At 71.6% G+C, this 20,028-nt stretch carries 21 protein-coding genes and 1 pseudogene; 7 read left to right on the forward strand and 15 right to left on the reverse strand.

Annotated elements, in window-relative coordinates:
• Positions 1-48 precede the first annotated feature (48 nt).
• The 11 genes and pseudogenes from AMY39116_RS47260 to AMY39116_RS0300355 form a co-directional block, all read right to left on the reverse strand.
• A pseudogene (locus AMY39116_RS47260) lies at positions 49-768 on the reverse strand (acyl-CoA dehydrogenase family protein).
• The gene (locus AMY39116_RS47050; protein WP_020415708.1) at positions 769-1,299 is read right to left on the reverse strand and encodes an acyl-CoA dehydrogenase family protein; all 531 of its coding nucleotides are present in this window, start codon (positions 1,297-1,299) and stop codon (positions 769-771) included. It lies immediately after the preceding pseudogene.
• A gap of 1 nt (position 1,300) precedes the next feature.
• Positions 1,301-1,513 (reverse strand): tautomerase family protein, encoded by a 213-nt coding sequence (locus tag AMY39116_RS0300315; RefSeq protein WP_020415709.1) that lies wholly within the window; start codon positions 1,511-1,513, stop codon positions 1,301-1,303.
• 2 nt (positions 1,514-1,515) lie between these two features.
• Positions 1,516-2,289: a 2-keto-4-pentenoate hydratase gene (locus AMY39116_RS0300320; RefSeq protein ID WP_051123463.1), complete on the reverse strand. Its 774-nt coding sequence runs from the start codon at positions 2,287-2,289 to the stop codon at positions 1,516-1,518.
• 5 nt (positions 2,290-2,294) lie between these two features.
• Positions 2,295-3,092: a 2-keto-4-pentenoate hydratase gene (locus AMY39116_RS0300325; protein WP_020415711.1), complete on the reverse strand. Its 798-nt coding sequence runs from the start codon at positions 3,090-3,092 to the stop codon at positions 2,295-2,297.
• A complete protein-coding gene (locus AMY39116_RS0300330; RefSeq protein WP_020415712.1) occupies positions 3,092-3,883 on the reverse strand; it encodes an IclR family transcriptional regulator in 792 nt (263 codons plus the stop codon). Before AMY39116_RS0300330 ends, AMY39116_RS0300325 begins: the two co-directional genes overlap by 1 nt.
• Positions 3,884-3,895: 12 nt before the next feature.
• The gene (locus AMY39116_RS0300335) at positions 3,896-4,306 is read right to left on the reverse strand and encodes a tautomerase family protein (RefSeq protein ID WP_020415713.1); all 411 of its coding nucleotides are present in this window, start codon (positions 4,304-4,306) and stop codon (positions 3,896-3,898) included.
• Between the two features lie 15 nt (positions 4,307-4,321).
• The gene (locus AMY39116_RS0300340) at positions 4,322-5,071 is read right to left on the reverse strand and encodes an SDR family oxidoreductase (RefSeq protein ID WP_020415714.1); all 750 of its coding nucleotides are present in this window, start codon (positions 5,069-5,071) and stop codon (positions 4,322-4,324) included.
• Positions 5,068-6,528, reverse strand: coding sequence for an aldehyde dehydrogenase (locus tag AMY39116_RS0300345; protein WP_020415715.1), 1,461 nt, complete (start codon positions 6,526-6,528; stop codon positions 5,068-5,070). The genes AMY39116_RS0300340 and AMY39116_RS0300345 overlap by 4 nt, the downstream gene beginning before the upstream one ends.
• Complete coding sequence (dmpG, locus tag AMY39116_RS0300350) at positions 6,525-7,550, reverse strand: 4-hydroxy-2-oxovalerate aldolase (protein ID WP_020415716.1); 1,026 nt, start codon at positions 7,548-7,550, stop codon at positions 6,525-6,527. Before dmpG ends, AMY39116_RS0300345 begins: the two co-directional genes overlap by 4 nt.
• A complete protein-coding gene (locus tag AMY39116_RS0300355) occupies positions 7,547-8,428 on the reverse strand; it encodes an acetaldehyde dehydrogenase (acetylating) (RefSeq protein WP_039791027.1) in 882 nt (293 codons plus the stop codon). The genes dmpG and AMY39116_RS0300355 overlap by 4 nt, the downstream gene beginning before the upstream one ends.
• A gap of 200 nt (positions 8,429-8,628) precedes the next feature.
• Between AMY39116_RS0300355 and AMY39116_RS0300360 the strand changes: the two genes are divergently transcribed.
• Positions 8,629-9,651: a VOC family protein gene (locus tag AMY39116_RS0300360; RefSeq protein ID WP_020415718.1), complete on the forward strand. Its 1,023-nt coding sequence runs from the start codon at positions 8,629-8,631 to the stop codon at positions 9,649-9,651.
• A 57-nt stretch (positions 9,652-9,708) separates the two neighbouring features.
• Here the strand turns inward: AMY39116_RS0300360 and AMY39116_RS0300365 are convergent, their stop codons facing one another.
• On the reverse strand, positions 9,709-10,599 hold the full coding sequence (locus AMY39116_RS0300365) for an alpha/beta fold hydrolase (RefSeq protein WP_020415719.1): 891 nt from the start codon (positions 10,597-10,599) through the stop codon (positions 9,709-9,711).
• 63 nt (positions 10,600-10,662) lie between these two features.
• Between AMY39116_RS0300365 and AMY39116_RS0300370 the strand changes: the two genes are divergently transcribed.
• Positions 10,663-11,253, forward strand: a complete 591-nt coding sequence (locus AMY39116_RS0300370) for a TetR/AcrR family transcriptional regulator (RefSeq protein WP_020415720.1) — start codon at positions 10,663-10,665, stop codon at positions 11,251-11,253.
• Here the strand turns inward: AMY39116_RS0300370 and AMY39116_RS0300375 are convergent.
• The 3 genes from AMY39116_RS0300375 to AMY39116_RS0300385 all read right to left on the reverse strand — a co-directional run bounded on the left by AMY39116_RS0300375 (position 11,245) and on the right by AMY39116_RS0300385 (position 14,340).
• Positions 11,245-12,423, reverse strand: a complete 1,179-nt coding sequence (locus AMY39116_RS0300375; RefSeq protein WP_051123446.1) for an MFS transporter — start codon at positions 12,421-12,423, stop codon at positions 11,245-11,247. The two genes, AMY39116_RS0300370 and AMY39116_RS0300375, sit on opposite strands and share 9 nt — an antisense overlap.
• Before the next feature lie 101 nt (positions 12,424-12,524).
• Positions 12,525-13,601, reverse strand: coding sequence for a hypothetical protein (locus tag AMY39116_RS44500; protein WP_020415722.1), 1,077 nt, complete (start codon positions 13,599-13,601; stop codon positions 12,525-12,527).
• 190 nt (positions 13,602-13,791) lie between these two features.
• Positions 13,792-14,340: a VOC family protein gene (locus AMY39116_RS0300385; RefSeq protein WP_020415723.1), complete on the reverse strand. Its 549-nt coding sequence runs from the start codon at positions 14,338-14,340 to the stop codon at positions 13,792-13,794.
• 160 nt (positions 14,341-14,500) lie between these two features.
• On the opposite strand from AMY39116_RS0300385, the gene AMY39116_RS0300390 reads away from it, so the two are divergent.
• From AMY39116_RS0300390 to AMY39116_RS0300410, 5 genes are read left to right on the forward strand one after another with little or no spacing between them, the layout of a single operon-like run.
• On the forward strand, positions 14,501-15,619 hold the full coding sequence (locus AMY39116_RS0300390) for a substrate-binding domain-containing protein (protein WP_020415724.1): 1,119 nt from the start codon (positions 14,501-14,503) through the stop codon (positions 15,617-15,619).
• On the forward strand, positions 15,619-17,157 hold the full coding sequence (locus AMY39116_RS0300395; protein ID WP_020415725.1) for a sugar ABC transporter ATP-binding protein: 1,539 nt from the start codon (positions 15,619-15,621) through the stop codon (positions 17,155-17,157). The genes AMY39116_RS0300390 and AMY39116_RS0300395 overlap by 1 nt, the downstream gene beginning before the upstream one ends.
• On the forward strand, positions 17,154-18,128 hold the full coding sequence (locus AMY39116_RS41810; RefSeq protein ID WP_020415726.1) for an ABC transporter permease: 975 nt from the start codon (positions 17,154-17,156) through the stop codon (positions 18,126-18,128). The genes AMY39116_RS0300395 and AMY39116_RS41810 overlap by 4 nt, the downstream gene beginning before the upstream one ends.
• Complete coding sequence (locus tag AMY39116_RS0300405; RefSeq protein WP_020415727.1) at positions 18,125-19,126, forward strand: ABC transporter permease; 1,002 nt, start codon at positions 18,125-18,127, stop codon at positions 19,124-19,126. Before AMY39116_RS41810 ends, AMY39116_RS0300405 begins: the two co-directional genes overlap by 4 nt.
• Positions 19,126-20,022: an NAD(P)-dependent oxidoreductase gene (locus AMY39116_RS0300410; protein ID WP_020415728.1), complete on the forward strand. Its 897-nt coding sequence runs from the start codon at positions 19,126-19,128 to the stop codon at positions 20,020-20,022. The genes AMY39116_RS0300405 and AMY39116_RS0300410 overlap by 1 nt, the downstream gene beginning before the upstream one ends.
• Positions 20,023-20,028 lie beyond the last annotated feature (6 nt).

Below are 20,028 nucleotides of genomic sequence, written 5' to 3' on the forward strand. Positions count from 1 at the left end.
GGCCCGGTCCCCGCGCGGGGACCGGGCCTCCGCCCGTGGGGGGTCACGCTATCCGGTGATGTCGCGGCCGAAGATCTGCCGCGCGATCACCCACTTCTGGACCTCGTTGGCGCCTTCGTAGATCTCACCGATCTTGGAGTCGCGGTAGATCGCCTCGACCGGCCCGACGGCGTCGTCCGCGCCGCGCTGGTGGGTGAACCCCAAGCCCCCGAAGGCCTGCACGGCGTCGCGCGCCATGTCCACCGACAGGCGGGTGCCGAAGTCCTTGGCCATCGCGGCCTCCGGCTCCGGGAACGGGACACCGGAGTCCATCCGGGACGCCGCCTTGACGTAGAGGTCCCTGGCCGCGGTCAGTGCGGTGAGCCGGTCGGCCATCAGGAACTGCCAGTGCTGCTAGCCCGCCAGCGGGCCGCCGAACGCGTGCCGCCGGGCCAGGTGCGCGGCGGTGTGGTCGAAGGCGGCCTGCGCCATGCCCACGCCCGCCGCGGCGATGCCGATGCGCCCGTAGGTGAGAGTCTGCAGGGCGACCTTGAGACCGCCGCCTTCCTCGCCCAGCAGGTGTTCCGGACCCAGGCGCACGTCGTCGAGGATCACGTCGGCGGTGATCTGGCCCTTGTTGCCGAGCTTGCGGTCGGGCGTCCCGATGGACACCCCCGCCGCCGAGGCCGGCACGATGAACGTCGAGAGCCGCTCCCCCGTGCGGGCCAGCACCACGATCACCCCGGCCACCACCGAGTTGGTGATCCAGCGTTTGCGGCCGTTGAGCACTCACCCGCCGTCCGCCTGCGTGGCCACGGTGGCGACGGCCTGCGGCGACAGGTCACTGGAGGCAGCGGGCTCGCTCGTGGCGAAAGCGCCCACGAACTCCCCCGCCACCAACGGTTTCAGCCACCGCTGCCGCTGTTCGGCGTTGCCCTGGTTGAGGGCGTTGCCGGCGAGGATGCAGTGCACGTCGAAGATCGCGGCGACGCTGTTGGAGTAGTAGGCCAGCTCCTCGACCGCGACCGCGGTCGCCAGCGCCGGGTGCGCCAGGCCGTCGCCGCCGACATCGCGGGCGAACGGGATCCGGTACAGCCCCTCGGCCGCCAGCGCGTCGAACACCTCTCGGGGGAACCCGTCGGTCCGCTCGTCGCCGTTGGCGATGCGCGCCGCGACGGGTGCGACGATCCGCTGCGCGACGTCCCTGACCCGGCGCCGGACTTCGCGGGTTTCCTCCGGCGCCAGCAGGTCGTGGTGGAGGCGGTCGGCGATCCGTTCCGGACCGGCCGTCGCGGTCTTCGGGTCTTCGAGTGTCGTCACGTCACTTCCCTGGCGGTTGTTCGGCCGCGCGGCGTTCGGCGATGGTGCGCCCGCCCGCGGCGTAGTGGGTCAACGGTGTTTCCCGCACGCAGATGCGGATGCTTTCCCCGGGCACGCCGAGAGCGCGGCACGTCGCGTCGTGCAGTTCGGCGATCAGCTCGCGTATCGTGTCGGGGCTGCGGCCTTCGCCGATGGTGATGTCGATGAACGGCAAGGTCAGTCTCCCGAGACGGTGATCGAGCCGAGGGTGGTGAAGTGGGCGGCCACCCGGGCGCCGGCGCGGACCGGGACCGCGTCGGTCATGCCGCCGGTCAGCACGATCCAGCCCGCTTCCAGCGCCAGCCCGCGCTCGGCGAGCGTGTTCGCCGCCAGCGCCAGCGCCTCCGCGGGGTGCCCCTGGACGGCGGCGCCGGTGGCGGTGTCGGTGATGTCCCCGTCGACTTCGAGCAGCACGGCTTCGTGGGTGAGGTCCACCTCCTGCGGCGCCCGCCCGATGCCGCCGGTGACGAACAGCCCGGACGAGCCGTTGTCGGCGACGACGTCGGGCATCGTGAACTTGAAGTCGGCGTAGCGGCTGTCGATGAGTTCGATCCCGGTGTGCACCCGAACGACCGCGGCCAGCGCCGTCGCCGCCGTCACGCCCGGCCCGGCGAGCCGGCGCCCCAGGACGAACACGATCTCGGGTTCGGCGCGCGGGTGGATCATCTTCTCCCGCGGCACCGGGTCGCCCGCGGGCAGCACCATCGCGTCGGTGAGCCAGGCCAGCGACGGCGAGCCGATGCCCATCCGTTGCTGCTTCGCGCGGGAGGTGAGCCCGAGCTTCACCCCGATCAGCGTCTCGCCGCGCTGCCGACGCAGCCGCAGCGCCTCGTCCTGGATCGCGTAGGCGGTGCGCAGGTCGAGACCGGGCCACTGCTCGGTGATCGGCCCCCGCGCGGTCGCGGCGCTTTCCGCTTCGAGCAGCACCTCCGCGGCGGTCCGCACGTCCATGATGCTCACGCTTCCTCCTCGGTGGACAGGACGGCGGTGACGCTGCCGATGCCGGCGATGCTGGTCACCACGGTGTCTCCGGGGGCGATCGAGATCGCCCTGGTCATCGACCCGGGCAGCACGACGTGACCGGGTTCGAGCGCGGTGCCCAGCGGGCCGACGGTGTTGGCCAGCCACACCAGCGCCTTCAGCGGCGAGCCGAGCACCGCGCCGCCCGCGCCGGTCGCGGCGACCTGCCCATTGCGGTACAGCACGCAGCCCGCCATGCGCAAGTCCACATCGGACAGCCGGGACGGGGTGCTGCCCAGGACCACACCACCCGAGGAGGCGTTGTCGGCGATGGTGTCGACGATGGAGATGCGCCAGTCCTGGATGCGCGAGTCGACGATCTCCAGCGCGGGCAGCACGCAGTCCACCGCGCGGACCGCGTCGGCGACGGTGACGCCCGGCCCCTCCAGGCGCCTGCCCAGAACGAAGGCGATCTCCGGCTCGATCCGCGGCTGGAGGAACGTCGCGGCCGGGATCGGGTCGTGCTCCAGGTGGAACATGCCCGCGGTCAGGTGGCCGAAGTCGGGCTGGTCCACGCCCATCTGCCGTTGGATCGCCCGGGAGGCCAGTCCCACCTTGTGGCCGCGGACGGTCTCCCCGCCCGCGGTCCACACCCGCACCTGGTGCTGCTGGATCCGGTAGGCGTCCTGGATCGTCGCGTCCGGGTGGTCCTCGATCACCGGGCGGACCGGTTTTCCGGTGTCGTAGGCCGCCAGCAGCCGCTCCGCGGCCCCGGCGACCTGGTTGTCGTCCATCAGTGTGTTCCCTTTCGTCGGCGGGCGGGTCTGGGCGCGGCGCCGGTCGCCGCGGCGATCGCGGCCGAGATCCGGCCGCCGGCCGACATGACGGCGCGTTTGAGTTCGGCCTTGCGGGGCAGGAACCGGCTGGCGGGCACCGTCATGCTCACCGCGGCCACCACGACTCCGCGGTCATCGGTGACGGGCGCGGCCACGCAGTGCACCTCCGCGACGGCCTCGCCCACGTCGTACGCGCAGCCGGCCACGCGGACCTGGTGGAGCTCGTTGCGCAGCATCGCGGGATCGGTGATGGTCGCGGGGGTGAGCCGGCGCAGCTCCGCCCGCGCAAGCCACCGGTCGAGGTCGGCCGGGTCCCGCTGGGCGAGCAGCACCTTGCCCACGGCGGTGCAGTGGGCGTCCAGGTGGGCTCCGACGCGGGCGCCGACCACGTTCACCATGTGGGTGCCGACGATCTTGTCGACGTAGAGCACCTTGTCGCGTTCCATCACCGCGAGGTGCACGGTTTCGCCGAAGGTGCCGACCAGTTCCCGCAACACCGGCACCGCGTGGGCGCGCACGTCGAGCGAGGCGCGCAGCGTTTCGGAGAGCTCGGCGATCCGCCACCCGATCCGGTACCTGCCGCGGGCGGTGGGCGCCAGGAGCCCGGTGTCGGCAAGGCTGGCGAGGATCGCGTGGGTGCTCGACCTCGGCAGGCGGAGCTTTTCGGCGACCTCGGCCACGCCCCATTCGGGACGCTCCGGAGTGAACAGGTCGAGCACCGGCCCGATCTTCTGGATGGTCTGCAACATGCGATGCTCCGGCTACCGCGCCCGCGCGGCGATCTCGCCCGCTCGCGCCTGGGCGGCCGGCACACCGCCGATACCCCAGTCTTCCGGCCGCACCTGCTCGATCCGGCCGCGCACCTTCTCCCGCGGTACCCCGGCCACGTGGACGAGCAGGTCGGTGAACCCGGCCAGCAGCCGCTCGCGCTGGTCCGCGGGCCGTCCGGTCAGCACGACCGCGGTGAAGTACGCGAGCCCGGAACCGCCCTCGGACAGCACCTCGCCGCCCACGGCGCACCACTGTGGACGGTGCGGGACCACGAAGGCCCGCACCCGCTCGACCGGCGAGCCGAGCACGTCCGCGTAGAGCCTGCTCGCCCTCCGGAGCAGGTCGGCCGCCTGCTCGTCGTCGAGCGAGCCGTCTTCGAGGTGGAATTGAACGACCGGCATCAGTTCGCCTCCCTCCTACAGGATTCCCCGGCGGACGCCGCCGTCGAGCGTGAGCACGCCGCCGTGGAGCACCGCGGCCTCGGGGTCGAGCAGCAGCTCCACCGCCCACGCGACCTCGGCGACCGTCGGCAGGGCGCCGCGGGAGGGCTCCCGCTCGTACTGCTGCCAGACCTCGTCGACCGACGTGCCCCGTTCCCGCGCGGCGGAGGTGACCAGTTCGCGCAGGCGCGGGCTGTCCACCGGGCCCGGGGCGATGACGTGCGTGGTCACGCCGAGCGGGCCGTAGCGGTCGGCGATCTGGCGCATCAGGTTGAACACGCCGGCGTTGACCGCGCCCTGCACCGCGGTGTGCGGTTTCGGTTCCGCGCCGAGCGAACCGGCGAACGCCACGAACCGCGAGCCGCTCGTGAGCCGGTCGCGCACCGCCCGGAGCAGCCGGACGAGGCCACCGAGCTTGATCTCGGCCGCCTCGGCCAGTGCTCGCGGCCTGACCGTGTCCACCGACCCGTGCGCGCCGAGGCCCGGGGCGAACACGGCGATGCGCACCGGGCCGGTCAGCACCGCGCCGATCCGCTCGATCGCCGAGTCGTCGGCGATGTCCGCCGCGCAGGCGGTGATCAGGGATTCGCCGGCGGCGAGCCTGGCGAGCGCTTCGGCATCGCGGGCCACGGCGACCACCGGCAGGCCCCGGCCGGTCAACCGCGTCACGATCGCCGATCCGAGTGTCCCGGTCGCCCCGACGACCACCGCCTGGCCGGTCGTCACGCCGCGCCCCGGATGCGCAATGTCACCGCGCGCGGCTCGGTGAAGAACTCGCGGGAGTACTGGCCGCCTTCCCGGCCCAGGCCGCTGATCCCCTCGCCCCCGAACGGCAGCCGCAGGTCACGTTCGTAGAAGCAGTTGACCCACACCATTCCCGCCTTCCACCGCCGCACCATGCGGTGCGCGCGGTCGAGGTTGGTGGTGAACAGCACGCCCGCCAGGCCGTACGGGCTCGTGTTGGCCAGCGTGAGCGCTTCCTCCTCGGTGTCGAACGGGATGACGGTCTGCACCGGGCCGAAGATCTCCTCCTGCGCGGTGCGGGTGTCGTTGGTCAGGCCGGTGATGATCGTCGGGCGGTAGTAGAAGCCGGCGTCCAGCCCGGTCCCGCGCGCCCGTTCGCCGCCGGTGACCACGGATCCGCCTTCGCGCTGGGCGAGTTCGACGTAGCCGTGCACCTTGTCCAGGTGCCGCTGCTCGATCAGCGGGCCCATGATGTTGGCGGGGTTCTTCGGGTCGCCGATCGTGAGTTTCCGGGCGGCCGCGGTGAAAGCGGCCAGGAACTCGTCGTGGATCCCGCGCTGCACGAACAGCCGCGAGCCGGCCAGGCAGACCTGGCCGTTGCCGGCGAAGATCGCCTTGACCGACTCGGGCACCGCGACGGACAGGTCGGCGTCGTCGAAGACGATGTTCGCCGATTTCCCGCCCAGTTCGGCCGACACGGGGGTCAGGTTCGGGGCCGCGGCGGCGAGGATCTTCGCCCCGGTCGCGCTGGAGCCGGTGAAGGTGATCCGGTCCACGCGGGGATCGGTGGTCAGCGGGCCGGCGACCTCGTCTCCGCCGAAACCGTGCACGATGTTGAGCACACCCGGGGGCAGCCCGGCTGCCAGGGCCAGCTCGCCGAAACGGTGCGCGGTGAGCGGGGTCTGCGGCGCGGGTTTGAGGATCGCGGTGTTGCCGAAGGCGAGCGCGGGCGCGATCTTCCACGTGGCCAGCATGAGCGGCGCGTTCCACGGGCTGATCGCGGTGACCACACCCGCGGGCGGGTAGAGCACGTAGGACAGCAGGTCGCCGTCGGGGTAGGCATCGTTGGCGGCGAGCGCCGCGTAGTCGGCGAAGAAGCGGAAGTTCTGCGCGACCCGCGGGATCTCGGCGTGGGTGAGGTGCCCGATGTTCTTGCCCGCGTCGCGGCATTCGAGCTCGGCCAGCTCACCGACGTGCGCCTCGACCGCGTCGGCGACGGCGTGCAGGATTTTCGCGCGTTCCTTCGGCGACATCCGCGGCCAGGGTCCGGTGTCGAACGCCTGCCGCGCGGCTTCGATCGCGCGCACGCCGTCCTTGGCCGAGCCGCGCGCGACGGTGCCCAGCAGGCTGCCGTCGTGCGGGTCCCGGGTCTCGAACGTCCCCCCGTCGCCGTCGGTCCACTCCGGACCGATGAGGTGGCGGACCTCGTGCGCCGTCATGCCCCGACCACCTCGGAACGGCCCGCCAGCTGGGCGGCGACATCGATGATCATGTCCTCCTGGCCGCCGATCACGCCCCGGCGTCCCAGCTCCAGCAGGATGTCCCGCTCGGGCACGCCGTACTTCTTCGCCGCCCGCTTGGTGGGGTGGAAGAAGGTCGAGTACACCCCGGCGTAGCCGAGGATCAGCGCGGTCTCGTCGATGATCTGCGGTTCCGTCATCAGCGGCGCCATGACCCGTTCGGCGGTGTCGACCAGCGGGAACAGGTCGACCCCGGTGTCGTAGCCGGCACGTTCGAGCGCCGCGGCCAGCACCTCGGTCTGCGCGTTGCCCGCGCTGGCGCCCAGACCGCGCAGCGACCCGTCGATGTACAGCGCGCCGTTTTCGACCGCGGCGAGCGCGTTGCCGATCCCGACGCCCAGGTTGTTGTGCGCGTGGAAGCCGATGTCGGCCGAGATCGCCTCGCGCAGCGCCTTGACCCGCTCCCCCGCCCCGCGCGGCACGAGCGCACCGGCGGAGTCGACGACGTAGACCACCTGCGCGCCGTAGGAGTCCAGCTTGGCGGCCTGCTCGGCGAGCTGCGCCGGCGGGAGTTTGTGGCTCATCATCAGGAAGCTCATGACCCGCATGCCGCGCTCGCGGGCGTGCACGATCGGCTGCTCGGCGCAGTCGGCTTCGGTGCAGTGGACCGCCACGCGCACGGTGCCGGCGCCGGCCTTGTGCGCCCGGTCCAGTTCGGTGAGCGTGGCGATGCCCGGGACGTAGAGGACCGCGATGTCGGCGTCGGCGACGGCCTCCACCGCGGCGCGCACGTAGTCCGGGTCGCTGGCGGCGGCGAAGCCGTATTGGATGGACGACGCGCCGAGCCCGATGCCGTGCGCCACCTCGATGGTCCGCACACCCGCCGCGTCCAGGCCGCGCGCCACCGCCGCGACCTGGTCGGTGGTGAACTTGTGCGAGACGCTGCTCATCCCGTCCCGCAGGCTCGTGTCGACCAGGTGGATCCGCTGCGCGCCGGTCATGCCGCCGCTCCTTCCCGGGCTGCCTTGCGCGCCACGGCTTCGCCCACCTGGACGGCCGCGGCGGTGATGATGTCGAGATTTCCCGCGTACGTCGGCAGGAAGTCGCCCGCGCCTTCGACGTCGAGCATGACCGTCACCAGGTCGCCGTCGACCTCGACGAGGCGGAGGCGGTAGCCGGGCACGTACTCCTGCACCTTGGCGACCATGTCCCGCACCGCCTGCTCGATGCGCGCCGCGTCCGGCTCGCGGACGCGGGCGTAGACGGTGTCGCGCATGATCATCGGCGGTTCGGCCGGGTTGATGACCGAGATCGCCTTGGCGGAGTCGGCGCCGGCGACCGCGGCCAGCGCCCGGCCGGTCTTCTCGCTGAACTCGCTCAGGTTCTGCCGCGTGCCCGGGCCCGCGCTGGCACTGGCGATGGCCGCGACGATCTCGCCGTAGGACACGTCCGCGGCCTGGTCGACGGCGTAGAGGATCGGGATGGTGGCCTGCCCCGCGCAGCTGACCATGTTGACGTTGGGCGCGCCGAGGTGCTCGTCCAGGTTCACCGCGGGCACGACGTAGGGCCCGACCGACGCAGGGGTCAGGTCGATCGCCGTGATGCCCGCCTCGGCGTAGCGCGGCGCGGCGGCGGCGTGCACCTTCGCCGAGGTCGCTTCGAAGACCAGCGCCGGCGGCTCCGGCCGGGACAACAGCCACTCCACGCCGTCGGCGGAAACCTCCAGCCCCATGTCCCGTGCCCGCTTCAGGCCCTCGCTGCCGGGGTCGATGCCGACCATGTACCGCGGCTCGATCAGCTCGGACCGGCGGAGCTTGTAGAGCAAGTCCGTACCGATGTTCCCCGAGCCGACGATCGCCGCTTCCACTCGTGGCGCCATGTGCGCTCCGCCCTTCCAGTGCAACTTCGTCCGGCGGTGACGTTCCCGTGGCGGCGGGCCGCCGACAACGGCGATCCCGGATATCCGAACAGCGCGCGTCACCGCCGGAAAGCTGTCCAGGATGGGCGAACCAGTGGTGCCGCGGGCCCGGCCACCGGTTCACCATCGGCCACAACGCATCGTGGCGAAGGAGAATTCGAGTGAGTGAGCACGACATCCGGCACGAGATCGCGCACCTGGCCCGCGTCGAACTGGTGACCCCGGACCCCGACGGGACGCTGTGGTTCTTCACCGAGCTGCTGGGGATGTACGAGACCCACCGCGAGGGCCAGTCGGTCTACCTGCGCGGCTACGAGGACCCCTACCAGTGGAGCCTGAAAGTCACCGAAGGCCCGGAGCCGCGGATGAATCACGCCGCGTTGCGGGCGTCCTCACCGGAGGCGCTGGAGCGCCGCTACCGGGCGATCAAGGACGGCAACCTCGACCACCGGTGGCTCGACGGCGACCTCGGCTACGGCAAGACGCTGCAGTTCACCTCGCCCGACGGGCACGACCTGCAGGTGGTGTGGGAGGCCGAGAAGTACCAGGCCCCGCCGGAGCTGCGGAGCAAGATCCTCACCCGCGCGTCGAAGAAGCCGCTCAAGGGCATCCCGGTCAAGCGGATCGACCACCTCAACCTGCTGGCCAGCGACGTCACCCCGGTCAAGCAGTCGCTGGAGCGGTACCTGGGCTTCCGCACCCGGGAACGGGTGGTCGAGGGCGACGTCGAGTTCGGCGCCTGGCTGAGCACCAACATCCTCGGCCACGAGGTCGCCATCATGCGCGACAACCTGGGCGCCCACGGCCGGTTGCACCACGCCGCCTTCTACTACGGCATCCAGCAGCACAACATCGACGCGGCGGAGATGTTCCGCGAGTACGACATCACCATCGAGGCGGGCCCGGACCGGCACGGCATCACCCAGGGCGCGTTCCTGTACGTGTTCGAGCCCGGCGGCAACCGGATCGAGCTGTTCGGCGAGCCCGGTTACCTGCACCTGGAGCCGGACTCGGAGACCAAGACATGGCTGATGTCCGACATCGACACGGGTCTGGCCATCGGCGGCGCGAAACTGCCGTGGGAAACGTACTTCACCTACGGCACCCCGCCGACCAAGCCGCTGGTCGAGCACTTGGCCGACGCCCCGAAGCCGCCGGCCCCGGAGCCGGCCGTCGTCGGCTGATCCCGGTGCGCGAGGGCCGCGCTCGCCCGGCCCTCGCGCACGAATCCACGGCGGGCGTCAGCGGGCATCGGTGAGGAAGCCGGCCAGGGCGTCGGCGACGGCGGCGGGTTGTTCGTCGGGGATGAAGTGTCCGGCGTCGGGCACCACGATTCCCGTGGTGTTGTCCGCCCAGGGGCTGAGGGAGGCGGCCATGTCCGGAATGGAGCCGTGGCTGCTGGAGATCCCGAGGATGGGCACGGTCAGCCGTCGCCGCTCGAGGGCCTCGCGGTTCTTGCGCGCTGACTCCGCGGCGTCCCGGTAGTAGGCGAGGGAAGCGCGCAGTCCTCCGTCGGCGGCGAGGGCCGCCGCGTAGTGGTCGAGCTCGGCGTCGTCGAACGTGCTGGGAGACAAGGTTTTCGCCGTCAGGAACCAGCCGACGTACTCGCGTTCGCGGCCGGCGAGCAGCGTCTCGGGCAGATCGGGCACGGCGTGGAAAGCGAAGTGCCACGTCTTCCACGCCCGATCCGGATCGGTGGGGATCGTCTCCGGGAGCGTGACACCGGGAATTCCGGCGTCGAGCAGCGCGACCCGGTGCAGGTGGTCCTCGAAGCCGAGGGCGAGGGAGAACGCGACCCACGCGCCGACGTCGTGGGCGGCCAGTGAATAACTCGACACGCCAAGGGCGGCCACGGCGGCGTGGACGTGCGCGGCGACCGTGTGCGTGTCGTAGCCGTCCTCCGGCCGCTCGGAGTGACCCTGGCCCGGCAGGTCGATCGCGATGACGTGGAACCGGTCGGCCAGGCTGGGCATCACCTTGCGCCAGGCCCACCAGGTTTGCGGGAAACCGGCGAGCAGGACGACCGCCGGGCCGTCCGTCCGTCCACCTTGGACGGCATGCAGGCGCACGCCGTCCGCGTCGACCCAGCGGTGGGTGAATCCGGTCAGATGCCGCAGGGGCAGGTCGTTCATGAGCACACCGGCGACGCTAACACATCTCGAACCGATCAGTTCAACATGTGTTAGCGTGGTCGCGTGGCAGGCAAGAAGCAGTTCGACACCGACACCGCGCTCGACGCGGCGATGATCCAGTTCTGGCGCGCGGGCTACGCCGACACCTCGCTCGACGACCTGTCCAAGGCGACCGGCCTGAACCGCAGCTCCATCTACTCCTCCCTCGGCGACAAGGACACGCTCTTCCTGCGCTGCCTGGACCGCTACGCCGCGCGCTACGGCGACAAGTACGACGCCGCCCTGTCGCGTGCGGACTCCAACCCCGTCGCCGCCGTTCGCGCGTTCTTCGACGTCACCCTCGAACGCATCGCCGATCCCGCACTGCCCGACGGGTGCCTGATCGCCCAGTCGGCCATGGCGATCCCGGCCTTGAGCCCGCGCGTCGCCGCGCACGCCAAACAGGCGCTCGGCCGCCAGCGCCTGCGCCTGCGCGCCGCCCTGAAAACCAGCGAGCTGACCGACCAGGACGCCGACGCCTTCGCCATGCACGCGGCGGCAGTGAACCAGTCCCTCGCCGTCATGAGCAGAGCCGGAGCGAGCCGGGCGCAGCTGCGCGCCATCGTGAGCGTGACCGTCGACGCGCTGTCACAGACGTTGCGCGCGTCAGTGTGATCCCACGCGGCTGATCGCGGCGGCGACCACGATCGCCCCGGCGCAGACCGCCGCGGTCGCGGTCCAGCCGAACCAGCCGACCGCGGCCGCGCCCGCCGCGGTGCCGAGGCTGCCGCCGACGAAGTAGACGACCATGTAGGCGCTGTTGAACCGCGCGGGCGCCGCCGGGTCGAGCGCGAGCACGGTGCTCTGGTTGGCCACCTGCGCGGCGAACAGCCCGGCGTCGAACAGGCCGAGGCAGACCAGCGTGAGGGGCGTGTTGGACAGGCAGAGGCCGAGCGTCAGCGCCGCCGCGGCAGCGAGCGCGAGTCCGATGAGGATCACCCGCCGCGCGCCGACGCGGTCGGTCCACACCCCGGCGATCCGAGTGGCGGCGATGCCGAGCAGACCGGCCGCCCCGTACAGGCCGATTTGTTCGGGCGAATACGAAAACGGCGGCTGGGACAGCGCGACCGCGATGCCCGCCCACACCGCGCAGAACGCGAAGAACCACAGGGCGCCGCGCGCGGCGGCCAGCCGCAGCGCCGGGAACCTCAGGTACAGCCCGGGAAGCCCGCGCAGTGTGGCCAGGTACCCGGTTCCGGCGCGGCCGGGCGTGGCGGGCAACGCCGCACGGGCGGCGACTGCGATGACCGCACACGCGAGCGCGAACACCAGGAGCATGGCACGCCAGCCGATCAGCCCGGTCAGCCAGCCGCCCCCGATCCGCCCGGCGAGGATGCCCGCGGAGATCCCGGCGGTCACCACCCCGAGCACTGTCGCCCGGCGCTGCGGCTCGGCGAACCGTCCCGCCACCGAACTCAGCTGCGCCCCCACCGCGGAGCCGGCGCCGATCACGGCGAGCACAAGCCCGAGCAGCGTGGCGGAACCCACGGCGGCGGCCAGCGCCAAGGCGACGGCGAGCGCGGCGAACTGCGCGGCCACCACCGTTCTCGGCGGGAACCGGTCCACCAGCGGGACCAGCACCGCGAGCCCGGCGAGATACCCGGCCGGGCCGCAGGCGAGCACCGTGCCGACGACCGCGGCCGGGACGTCCAGCGATCCCGCGACCTCCGCGATCGAGGGTTGCAGCGGATACAGGGTCGCGGTGCCCAGAGCGGCAGCGAGCGTCAGGAACCCCACCACCGGCGCACGAAGCACCGGCTGGGCCGGCGAAAGATCAGTGTCCACGGCGACGACGGTAGGAGTGGCGCGGCGGCGACGCTGGCGGGAAAACGACGGCACCGTGATGTGGAACCACAGCGTTCGGTGCCGGCGGCGTGGTGCCGGGGTTAGGCGGCGAGCGCGGCGGCCCAGACACCGACCATGACGAGGAGCGGGACGAGAGCCATGACCGGGAACGGGCGGCGCAGCCGCGCGTACGGCGGCGCGAGACCGATCGGCCTCTCGGCTGCCTCGCTCTCGGCGCCCACGGGGTCGGGCATGGCCACGTTGTCGTTCAGATCCTCCAGCCGCGCGTAGAGCGCGTCCGCGGTCTCGCTCATCCACCGCCACGTCTGCGGGTCGCAGCAGGACAGCGACCGCAGGTGGGAGTAGACGAACAGGCGGTCCTCGACGACCTCCACGTCGAAAGCGGTCTTGCCGGGGCCGACGAAGCGGGCGACGATGTCCGGCGTGAACAGCGAACGGGCCCAGCCCTCCGCCTCGGGCGGGCAGAACAGCCGGAACGCTTCCTCGAACGGGCCGCCCAGCGGCGTTCGCCTGTCCTGAGCGGGCTGGACGGGCAGGGTTGATCGGAGCAGCCGTCCTTCGTCGGCGCGGGCGTCGAGCACGATCTGCGGCATCCGCCGACCGAGCGTGAGGGCGAAGTACGACCAGTGCAGCGACTCGCCCGCGCGCCCCTTCGCGATCCAGGCGGTGTAGTCGGCGACCTCCAGCGGGCGAGGGCCGAAGCGGCGCAGACGTGCGGAGCAGCGACGCAGGGTGCCGCGCTGGAAGATGAGTCCCGGCAGGTCGGGTTCCTTGACCTCGGGGGCGAAGTCGAACCCGTTGGCGGCCGCGAACCGGTGCAGCCGAAAGAGCTCCTCTTGCTTGCCCTTCATCCGGTGGGCGACCCAGATGAACACGGAGGCGACCAGGCAGGCCGCCGTACCGGCCGACAGGAGCAGGGCGTGATCACGCAACCGCTCGGCCAGCGTCCCCGTCCCCAGCGCGCCGAGGATCAAGGCGACGAGGACGAGAGCCGCGACGGCGGCTGTCGCGACCAGGTAGAGAACGAGCAGGCCGACCCAGACGTTCCACCGCGTGCGGCGCCCGAGCACGCGAGTGGTGAACTCCCGCATCTCGGCGCGGGTGGAGGCAACGGTGAGGGGCGTCGTGTCGAGCCCCGCGTCAGCTGCCGCCTTCACCGGCCGATTCCTCCCGGAACGACATTGACTCACTCCCCCTGGCCACGACGCCACCATACGCGAGCACACACGCCGCGGCCGTCAACCAGTCCCTCGCCGTCATGAGCAGAGCCGGTACCAACTGCGACCGTCTGGACGACCGAGGCCGAATCACGTCGCGCGGAACTTCGCCTGCGCTGGTAGCCGGCCCTCAACCGGCGGCGTCCGGGCGCGGCACGAGTGTCGGCGGGGTGAGCTGGCCGGGCTGCGGCCAGTTGGCGAATGCCTCGGCGTAGCTGTGGCTCATGATCTCCAGGACGGTGCCCCACGGGTCGGTCGCATAGGACAAGACCCACGGCCTGCCGGGCACGAACTCGTACGGCGGCGCGACCAGCGTGCCGCCGGCGCCAACGATCCGGTCGATCATGCCCGGCACGTCCGGGTGTGTGAAGCAGAGGTGCCACGGGCCGCGGTCCAGATAAGGCACCCGTTCGTCCTCCGCGCGCTCGCCGCGGGTGGGCGGGTCGATGAACTGGAAGAGTTCCAGGCCCACGGAGTTCCCGGCCAGCAGATGGGCCTGCCACGCGCGGCGGAACCGGGGGCCCAGCACCGTCGCGGCCTCCCCGTGACCGGTCGCTTCCAGGACGCGCGGGCCCATGATGCAGTGGAAACCGAACACCTGTCCGTACCAGTCGATCGCGCCGAAGACATCCGGCACGGTCAGGCCGACGTGGTTGACCGCGAGTGCTGGTGCCGACACGGGACGCCTCCCTCTTCACTGACTCAAGACCACCTGAATGTATCCGATTAACAGGTCGTGCACCAGGTGAGCTTGACGTTTTCCGCGTATTGCACCCCGAATGTATCCAATGCTAGCCTCGCCTCCTCGCTTGGCTGCACTGGTGCAGAAAGGATCGACGATGACCCGCTGGTACCGAGCCGTGCTCCTCGCGGCGGTCACTGCGACCGCCTTCCTCCTGTCGGGCTGCGGTGACGCGGCCGTCGTGCCCGCGAAGGTCACCGGCACCGGAACCGTGGACGGGAGGGGCGCGACGATCGTGGCCTTCGTCGTCTCGACGGCCAACAGCTACGTCAGCACGGAGATCAAGGCGATGCGGGCGGAAGCCGGCCGCCTGGGCTACCGGCTCGACGTGATCGACAACAACTTCGACCAGACCCAGCAGAACCAGCAGGTGCGGCAGTTCCTCGCGTCCGGCAAACCCGCCGCGGCGTTCGTGTACTGGCCCGCCAACAACGACACGGGAGTGAACTCCGCGCGCCTGCTGGCGGCCCGCGCGCCGGTCATCCAGCTCAACGGCCGGGTGCTGCCACAGGCCGGCCCCTACATCACGGCCCGGCCCGGGCAGGACAACGAGGCGATCGGCGCCGAGATGGGCAACATGGCGTTGCAGGCCGTGGCCGAGGCGCGCAGCCGCGGTGTCACGTTCCACGGCCCCGGCGGGAAGCCGAATCTGCTGGAGATCACGTATCCGACCGGGTACGAGACCGGCATCGTGCGGCACCAGGCGTTCTTCGACCGCGTCGGCGACACCTTCAACGTGCTGGCCACCGAAAACGTCAAGAGCCCCGACGCGCAAGGCGGGTTCACCGCGACCAGCCAGATCCTGTCGAAGTACAAGGCGGCCGGCATCGACTTCGTCGTGGCGGGGTCGAACAACATCGGCACCGGGGCCGTCAAGGCGCTGCAACAGGGCGGCCTGCGACCAGGTGAGGACGTGACGGTCGTGGTGGGTGACTTCTCGGGCGACCAGCAGCCGCTGAAGCAGGGGCTGATCTATTCCGCTGTGCTGCAGTCACCCGTCATCGAGGGCATCCTCGCCATCCAGACCGCGGCGCGGTACCTCGCCACCGGCCGGGTCGTCGACGGCGTCGACCGCCTGCCCGCCTCGGCCGAACAGCCACCCGTGACCGCCGACGCACCGTCCCGTTTCACCTACATGCCCAACCCGGCCATCACCCCGCACAACGTCGACACCCTGCGGGTGTGGGGCCGCACCGTCCAGGAGTTGCAGTTCTGATGGCGGACAACGGGATCCCGCGCCTGGAAGTCGATGGCGTGTCGAAGAGGTACGGCGCCGTGCAGGCGCTCGACGAGGTGCGCCTCGAAGTGCGCCCGGGTGAGGTCATGGCTCTGCTGGGCGAGAACGGCGCGGGCAAGAGCACCATCGTGAAAGTCCTTTCCGGACTGGTGCGCCCCGACTCCGGCACCGTCCGGATGGACGGGCGAGCTGTCGAGCTGTCGTCGTCGGGGGCGTCGCAGGCGGCCGGTATCGCCGTCGTGCAACAGGAATACAGCACTGTCGGCGCCCTCAGCGTCGCCGAGAACCTGCTGCTCGGCCGGCGCGGCGTGCGGTTGTGGTGGAGCAGCGGTTTCCTGCGCCGCCGCGCCGAGGATCTGCTGGCCAGGGTCGGGCTCGGCTACCTGGACCCGCGCACGCCCGCCGAGGAACTCTCGGTCGCGGAGCTGCAGCTGCTCGAGATCGCCCGGGTCCTCGCGCGGTCGGCCACCGTGCTCATCCTCGACGAGCCGACGGCGGCGCTGTCGCAGGCCGAAGCGGCGCGGGTGCTGAAGATCGTCCGGTCCATCGCCGACGAAGGCGCCGGCATCCTCTACATCACCCACCGGCTCGACGAGGTCTTCGCGATCAGCGACCGCGTCACGATCTTCCGCAACGGCGCCAGTTTCGCCCCGGCGGTGACCGCGGAGCTGACGCCGGAGGACGTCGTGCGGCGCATGCTGGGCCGCGATCTCGGGGACATGTTCCCCGAACGCGGGGACACCGAGGACGCCCCGGTCCGGCTGAAGATCACCGGGCTCACCACGCCCGGGCTGGCGGCGCCGGTCGACCTGGCCGTCCGGCGGGGCCAGATCGTGGGCCTCACCGGGCAGCTCGGTGCCGGTGGTTCCGCGTTGCTCCGGGCGCTGGCCGGTTTCGCGCCGTCGCTGACCGGCACCGTCGAGCTCGACGGCAAGCGCGTCGATCTCAGCCATCGCCGGGCGGGTATCGCCAGCGGGATCGCCTACTGCTCGCCGGATCGCAAGCGCGACGGCATCTTCGCCGGGCTGTCGATCCAGCGGAACCTGTCCTCGGCGTGGCTGGGGCGGGTGTCCCGGCTCGGGGTGGTGTTCCCGCGCCGGGAACGCGACATCGCGACGCGGACGGCGGAGCACTTCGCGATCGACACCGCGCGGCTGCCCGTGCAGGTCGGCACCCTGTCCGGCGGCAACCAGCAGAAGGTCGCGGTCGGCAAGTGGCTGGGCCGCGATCCCCAGGTCCTGCTCGTCGACGAACCGACGCGGGGCGTGGACGTCGGCGCCCGTGCCGAGATCTACCGGCGGCTGCGCGCGCTGGCCGACGAGGGGATGGCCGTCGTCGTCAGCTCCTCGGACACCGGCGAGGTCTTCGGGCTCTGCGACGCCATCGGCACTTTCCACCGGGGCGTCCTGTCCTCGGTGCGGCCAAGTTCGGAATGGACGGAGGAGGCGCTCGTGCGCGAGGTCATGCACGATGGGAACGCGCGGCCGGTGCCGGCGGGTGAAGAGGTGACGTCATGACCGAGGTCTCCGTAGCGGTCCCGGTCGCCAGGCGCGCCGGCACCGCACGGCAGTTGAGCCGGTGGGCCATGCCGGTCGTGTTCGTGGTCCTGGTCGCGGTCGCGACGGCCACCACACCGGATTTCCTCACCTTCGACAACCTGCGCGGAGTACTGATCAACACGTCGGTGACCGGAATCGCCGCGGTCGGCATGACCGCGATCACCCTCTCCGGCAACCTCTTCTCCCTGGGCACCGGGCAGTCCGCGATGCTCGCGTCGATCCTGTTCATGTCCGTGGCCGCGCACGGCGGCGCGCTCGTGGCAGGCGCCCTGCTCGCGCTCGTCACGCTCGTCGTGATCGGCCTGGTGCAGAGTCTTGCCGTGGCGGCGGGACTGAACCCGGTGGTCACCACACTCGCCGCCGGAGCCCTGATCTACGGCGTGGTGGCGGCGGTGACCGGCGGAGCCGTGATCTCGGCGCCGGCCTCGGGTGTGGGCGCGCTGGCGGCCACGACGCTGCTGGCGATCCCGCTGCCGGTCTGGGTGTTCGTGGCGTTCACCGGACTCGTCTGGCTGTTCGTCGAGAGGACGGTTCCCGGCCGCCGTCTGGTACTGGTCGGCGCGAACCGGGAGGCCGCGGTGACCAGCGGCATCTCGGTGCGGTCCGCCACCGCGTGGGCGTTCGTGATCATGTCGGTCGGGTTCACCGTCGCGGGTGTGTTCTCGGCGAGCCAGCTCGGGCAGGTCACGGTGAACAACCTGTCCGAGCTGACCGTCGACGCCGTCGCGGCGGTGCTGGTGGGCGGCACGGCGGTCAGCGGTGGCGACGGTTCGCCGGTCCGTTCGGCGGCCGGTGCGCTCGTGATCGTCGTGCTGCAGAACGTGCTGCTCCTGCACGGTCTGACCACCGGGGTCCGGGTGCTCGGCGAGGGCATCCTGATCATCGTGGTGGTGGCCGTCCTGCACCTGGCCAGGAGGTGGGCGTCATGACTTCCCGGACCGTCGGCAGAGCCGGCCGGGCCTACGGGGTCCAGGCGGGGGTGCTGGTCGCACTCGTGGTGTTCCTGGCGGTGACCGTGCCTGATTTCACCGCCTCGTCGGCGGTGTTCGGCACCTTGGACGGCGTTGCCCTCGTCGGCATCGCCGCCGCGGGAGTCGCGGTCACGATGATCGCGGGCGAGCTCGACCTCTCGATCGGCTCGATGGCGGCGCTGGCCGGTGTCGTCGCGATCCGCGCCGGGGAGCTCGGGCTGGTCCCCGCGATCGCGCTCGGCACCGCGACCGGGCTCGTCTTCGGGGTCAGTCAGGGGCTGCTCATCGCGTGGCTGCGGATCAGTTCGCTGGTCGTCACCGTCGGGTCCCTGATCGGGCTGAGCGGGATCGCGCTGGTGCTGTCCCGCGAGCGGCCGATCGGCCTGGCGGAGCTCACCACGACCGATCCGCTGCTGCGGCAGTGGTGGCTGCTCACGCCCGCGACGCTCACCGGCATCGCCGTGCTCGTCCTGCTCGGTGTCTTCCTCGCGTACACCCGGTGGGGCAGGGAGATCTACGCGGTCGGTGGAGCCCGCCAGGAAGCACGCGCGGCCGGTGTCCCCGTGACCGGCTCGCTCACGCTGGCGTTCGGGCTCTCCGGCGCCTGTGCCGGGCTCGCCGGATCGCTCGCCTGCCTGCAGGGCGGCTCGGCGGATCCGCGGGGTTTCTCCACCCTGCTGCTGGCCGCGGTGTCCGCCTGCCTCATCGGCGGAATCAGCCTGTACGGCGGTCGCGGCAACGCGGTCAACGTCGTGCTGGGCGTGCTGATCCTCGGCGTGGTCGGCGCGGGGGCGACGGCAGCCGGCGCCCCGACCTACGTCACGGGCCTGGCGACCGGGGCGTTGCTGCTCCTGGTCGTCGGGATGCAGTTCGTCATGGACCGTACGGTCGCGGTGCGGCGCCTGCACGCCGCGCGAGCCCGCAACGCGGCCGCTTTTCTGGGAGGAGATGGGTGATGTCCACAGCGGATCGGCGTGTCGGTTTCATCGGGCTCGGCCACATGGGCTCCGCGATGGCGGCACGCCTGCTCGAGGCCGGTTACGACGTCACGGTCTGGAGCCGGACGCCGAGCAAGGCCGACGAGCTCTGCGCACGGGGTGCGACCCGGGGCGAGGGCCCCGAGGACGCGATCGCCACCGGCCTGGTCTTTTCGATGCTGAGCAACGAGGACGCGATGCGCGCGGTGTTCACGGGCGAACGGCTGCGAGCCGCGCCGGACGGTTTCGTCCACGTCGGTCACGCGACCGTCAGCCCGGGTGCGGCGGCCGGGTTCGACCGGCTCGCCCGCGAGCACGGCTGTCACTACCTCAGCGCCCCCGTGCTGGGGCGGCCGGACGCGGTCGCGGCGGGGCGGATGACCGTGCTCGCCTCCGGCGACCCGGGGACCCTGGCCGCGGTGACGCCCGTGCTCGAGGCGATGGGCAAGCGGGTGTGGGACTTCGGGCCCGCCGTGGACGCCGCGCCCACCGTCAAGATCGCGGCCAACTACCTGATCGTGCACGCCCTGCAGGCGCTCGCCGAATCGGTGACCCTGCTCGAGGGATCCGGCATCGACACCGGGAAGTTCGTCGAGGTGATCAACGACTCGATCTTCCCCGGACCGGTCTACGGCGGCTACGGGCGCGCGATCGCGACGAGCACGTACACCCCGCCGGGCTTCACCACCACGCTGGGGCACAAGGACCTCATGCTCGCGATCCGCGCCGCCGAGACTCTCGGCGTGGAGCTGCCGACCGGAGCAGTGCTGCGCGAGGTCTTCGAATCGGCCATCGAGCACGTCGGCGAGGACCTGGACTGGGCGTGCGTCGCCGAGATCACCAGGCGACGCGCCACCGAACCGCTCACGAACTGAACCGCT

It is taken from the genome of Amycolatopsis sp. ATCC 39116 (genome assembly GCF_000231075.2).
GTDB lineage: Bacteria > Actinomycetota > Actinomycetes > Mycobacteriales > Pseudonocardiaceae > Amycolatopsis_E > Amycolatopsis_E tucumanensis.

Coding starts and splice junctions, on each gene's coding strand:
- AMY39116_RS0300320 (WP_051123463.1), bottom strand. CDS start 2,289: ATGGACGTGCGGACCGCCGCGGAGGTGCTGCTCGAAGCGGAAAGCGCC.
- AMY39116_RS0300325 (WP_020415711.1), bottom strand. CDS start 3,092: ATGGACGACAACCAGGTCGCCGGGGCCGCGGAGCGGCTGCTGGCGGCC.
- AMY39116_RS0300330 (WP_020415712.1), bottom strand. CDS start 3,883: ATGTTGCAGACCATCCAGAAGATCGGGCCGGTGCTCGACCTGTTCACT.
- AMY39116_RS0300335 (WP_020415713.1), bottom strand. CDS start 4,306: ATGCCGGTCGTTCAATTCCACCTCGAAGACGGCTCGCTCGACGACGAG.
- AMY39116_RS0300345 (WP_020415715.1), bottom strand. CDS start 6,528: ATGACGGCGCACGAGGTCCGCCACCTCATCGGTCCGGAGTGGACCGAC.
- dmpG (WP_020415716.1), bottom strand. CDS start 7,550: ATGACCGGCGCGCAGCGGATCCACCTGGTCGACACGAGCCTGCGGGAC.
- AMY39116_RS0300355 (WP_039791027.1), bottom strand. CDS start 8,428: ATGGCGCCACGAGTGGAAGCGGCGATCGTCGGCTCGGGGAACATCGGT.
- AMY39116_RS0300365 (WP_020415719.1), bottom strand. CDS start 10,599: ATGAACGACCTGCCCCTGCGGCATCTGACCGGATTCACCCACCGCTGG.
- AMY39116_RS0300390 (WP_020415724.1), top strand. CDS start 14,501: ATGACCCGCTGGTACCGAGCCGTGCTCCTCGCGGCGGTCACTGCGACC.
- AMY39116_RS0300395 (WP_020415725.1), top strand. CDS start 15,619: ATGGCGGACAACGGGATCCCGCGCCTGGAAGTCGATGGCGTGTCGAAG.
- AMY39116_RS41810 (WP_020415726.1), top strand. CDS start 17,154: ATGACCGAGGTCTCCGTAGCGGTCCCGGTCGCCAGGCGCGCCGGCACC.
- AMY39116_RS0300405 (WP_020415727.1), top strand. CDS start 18,125: ATGACTTCCCGGACCGTCGGCAGAGCCGGCCGGGCCTACGGGGTCCAG.
- AMY39116_RS0300410 (WP_020415728.1), top strand. CDS start 19,126: ATGTCCACAGCGGATCGGCGTGTCGGTTTCATCGGGCTCGGCCACATG.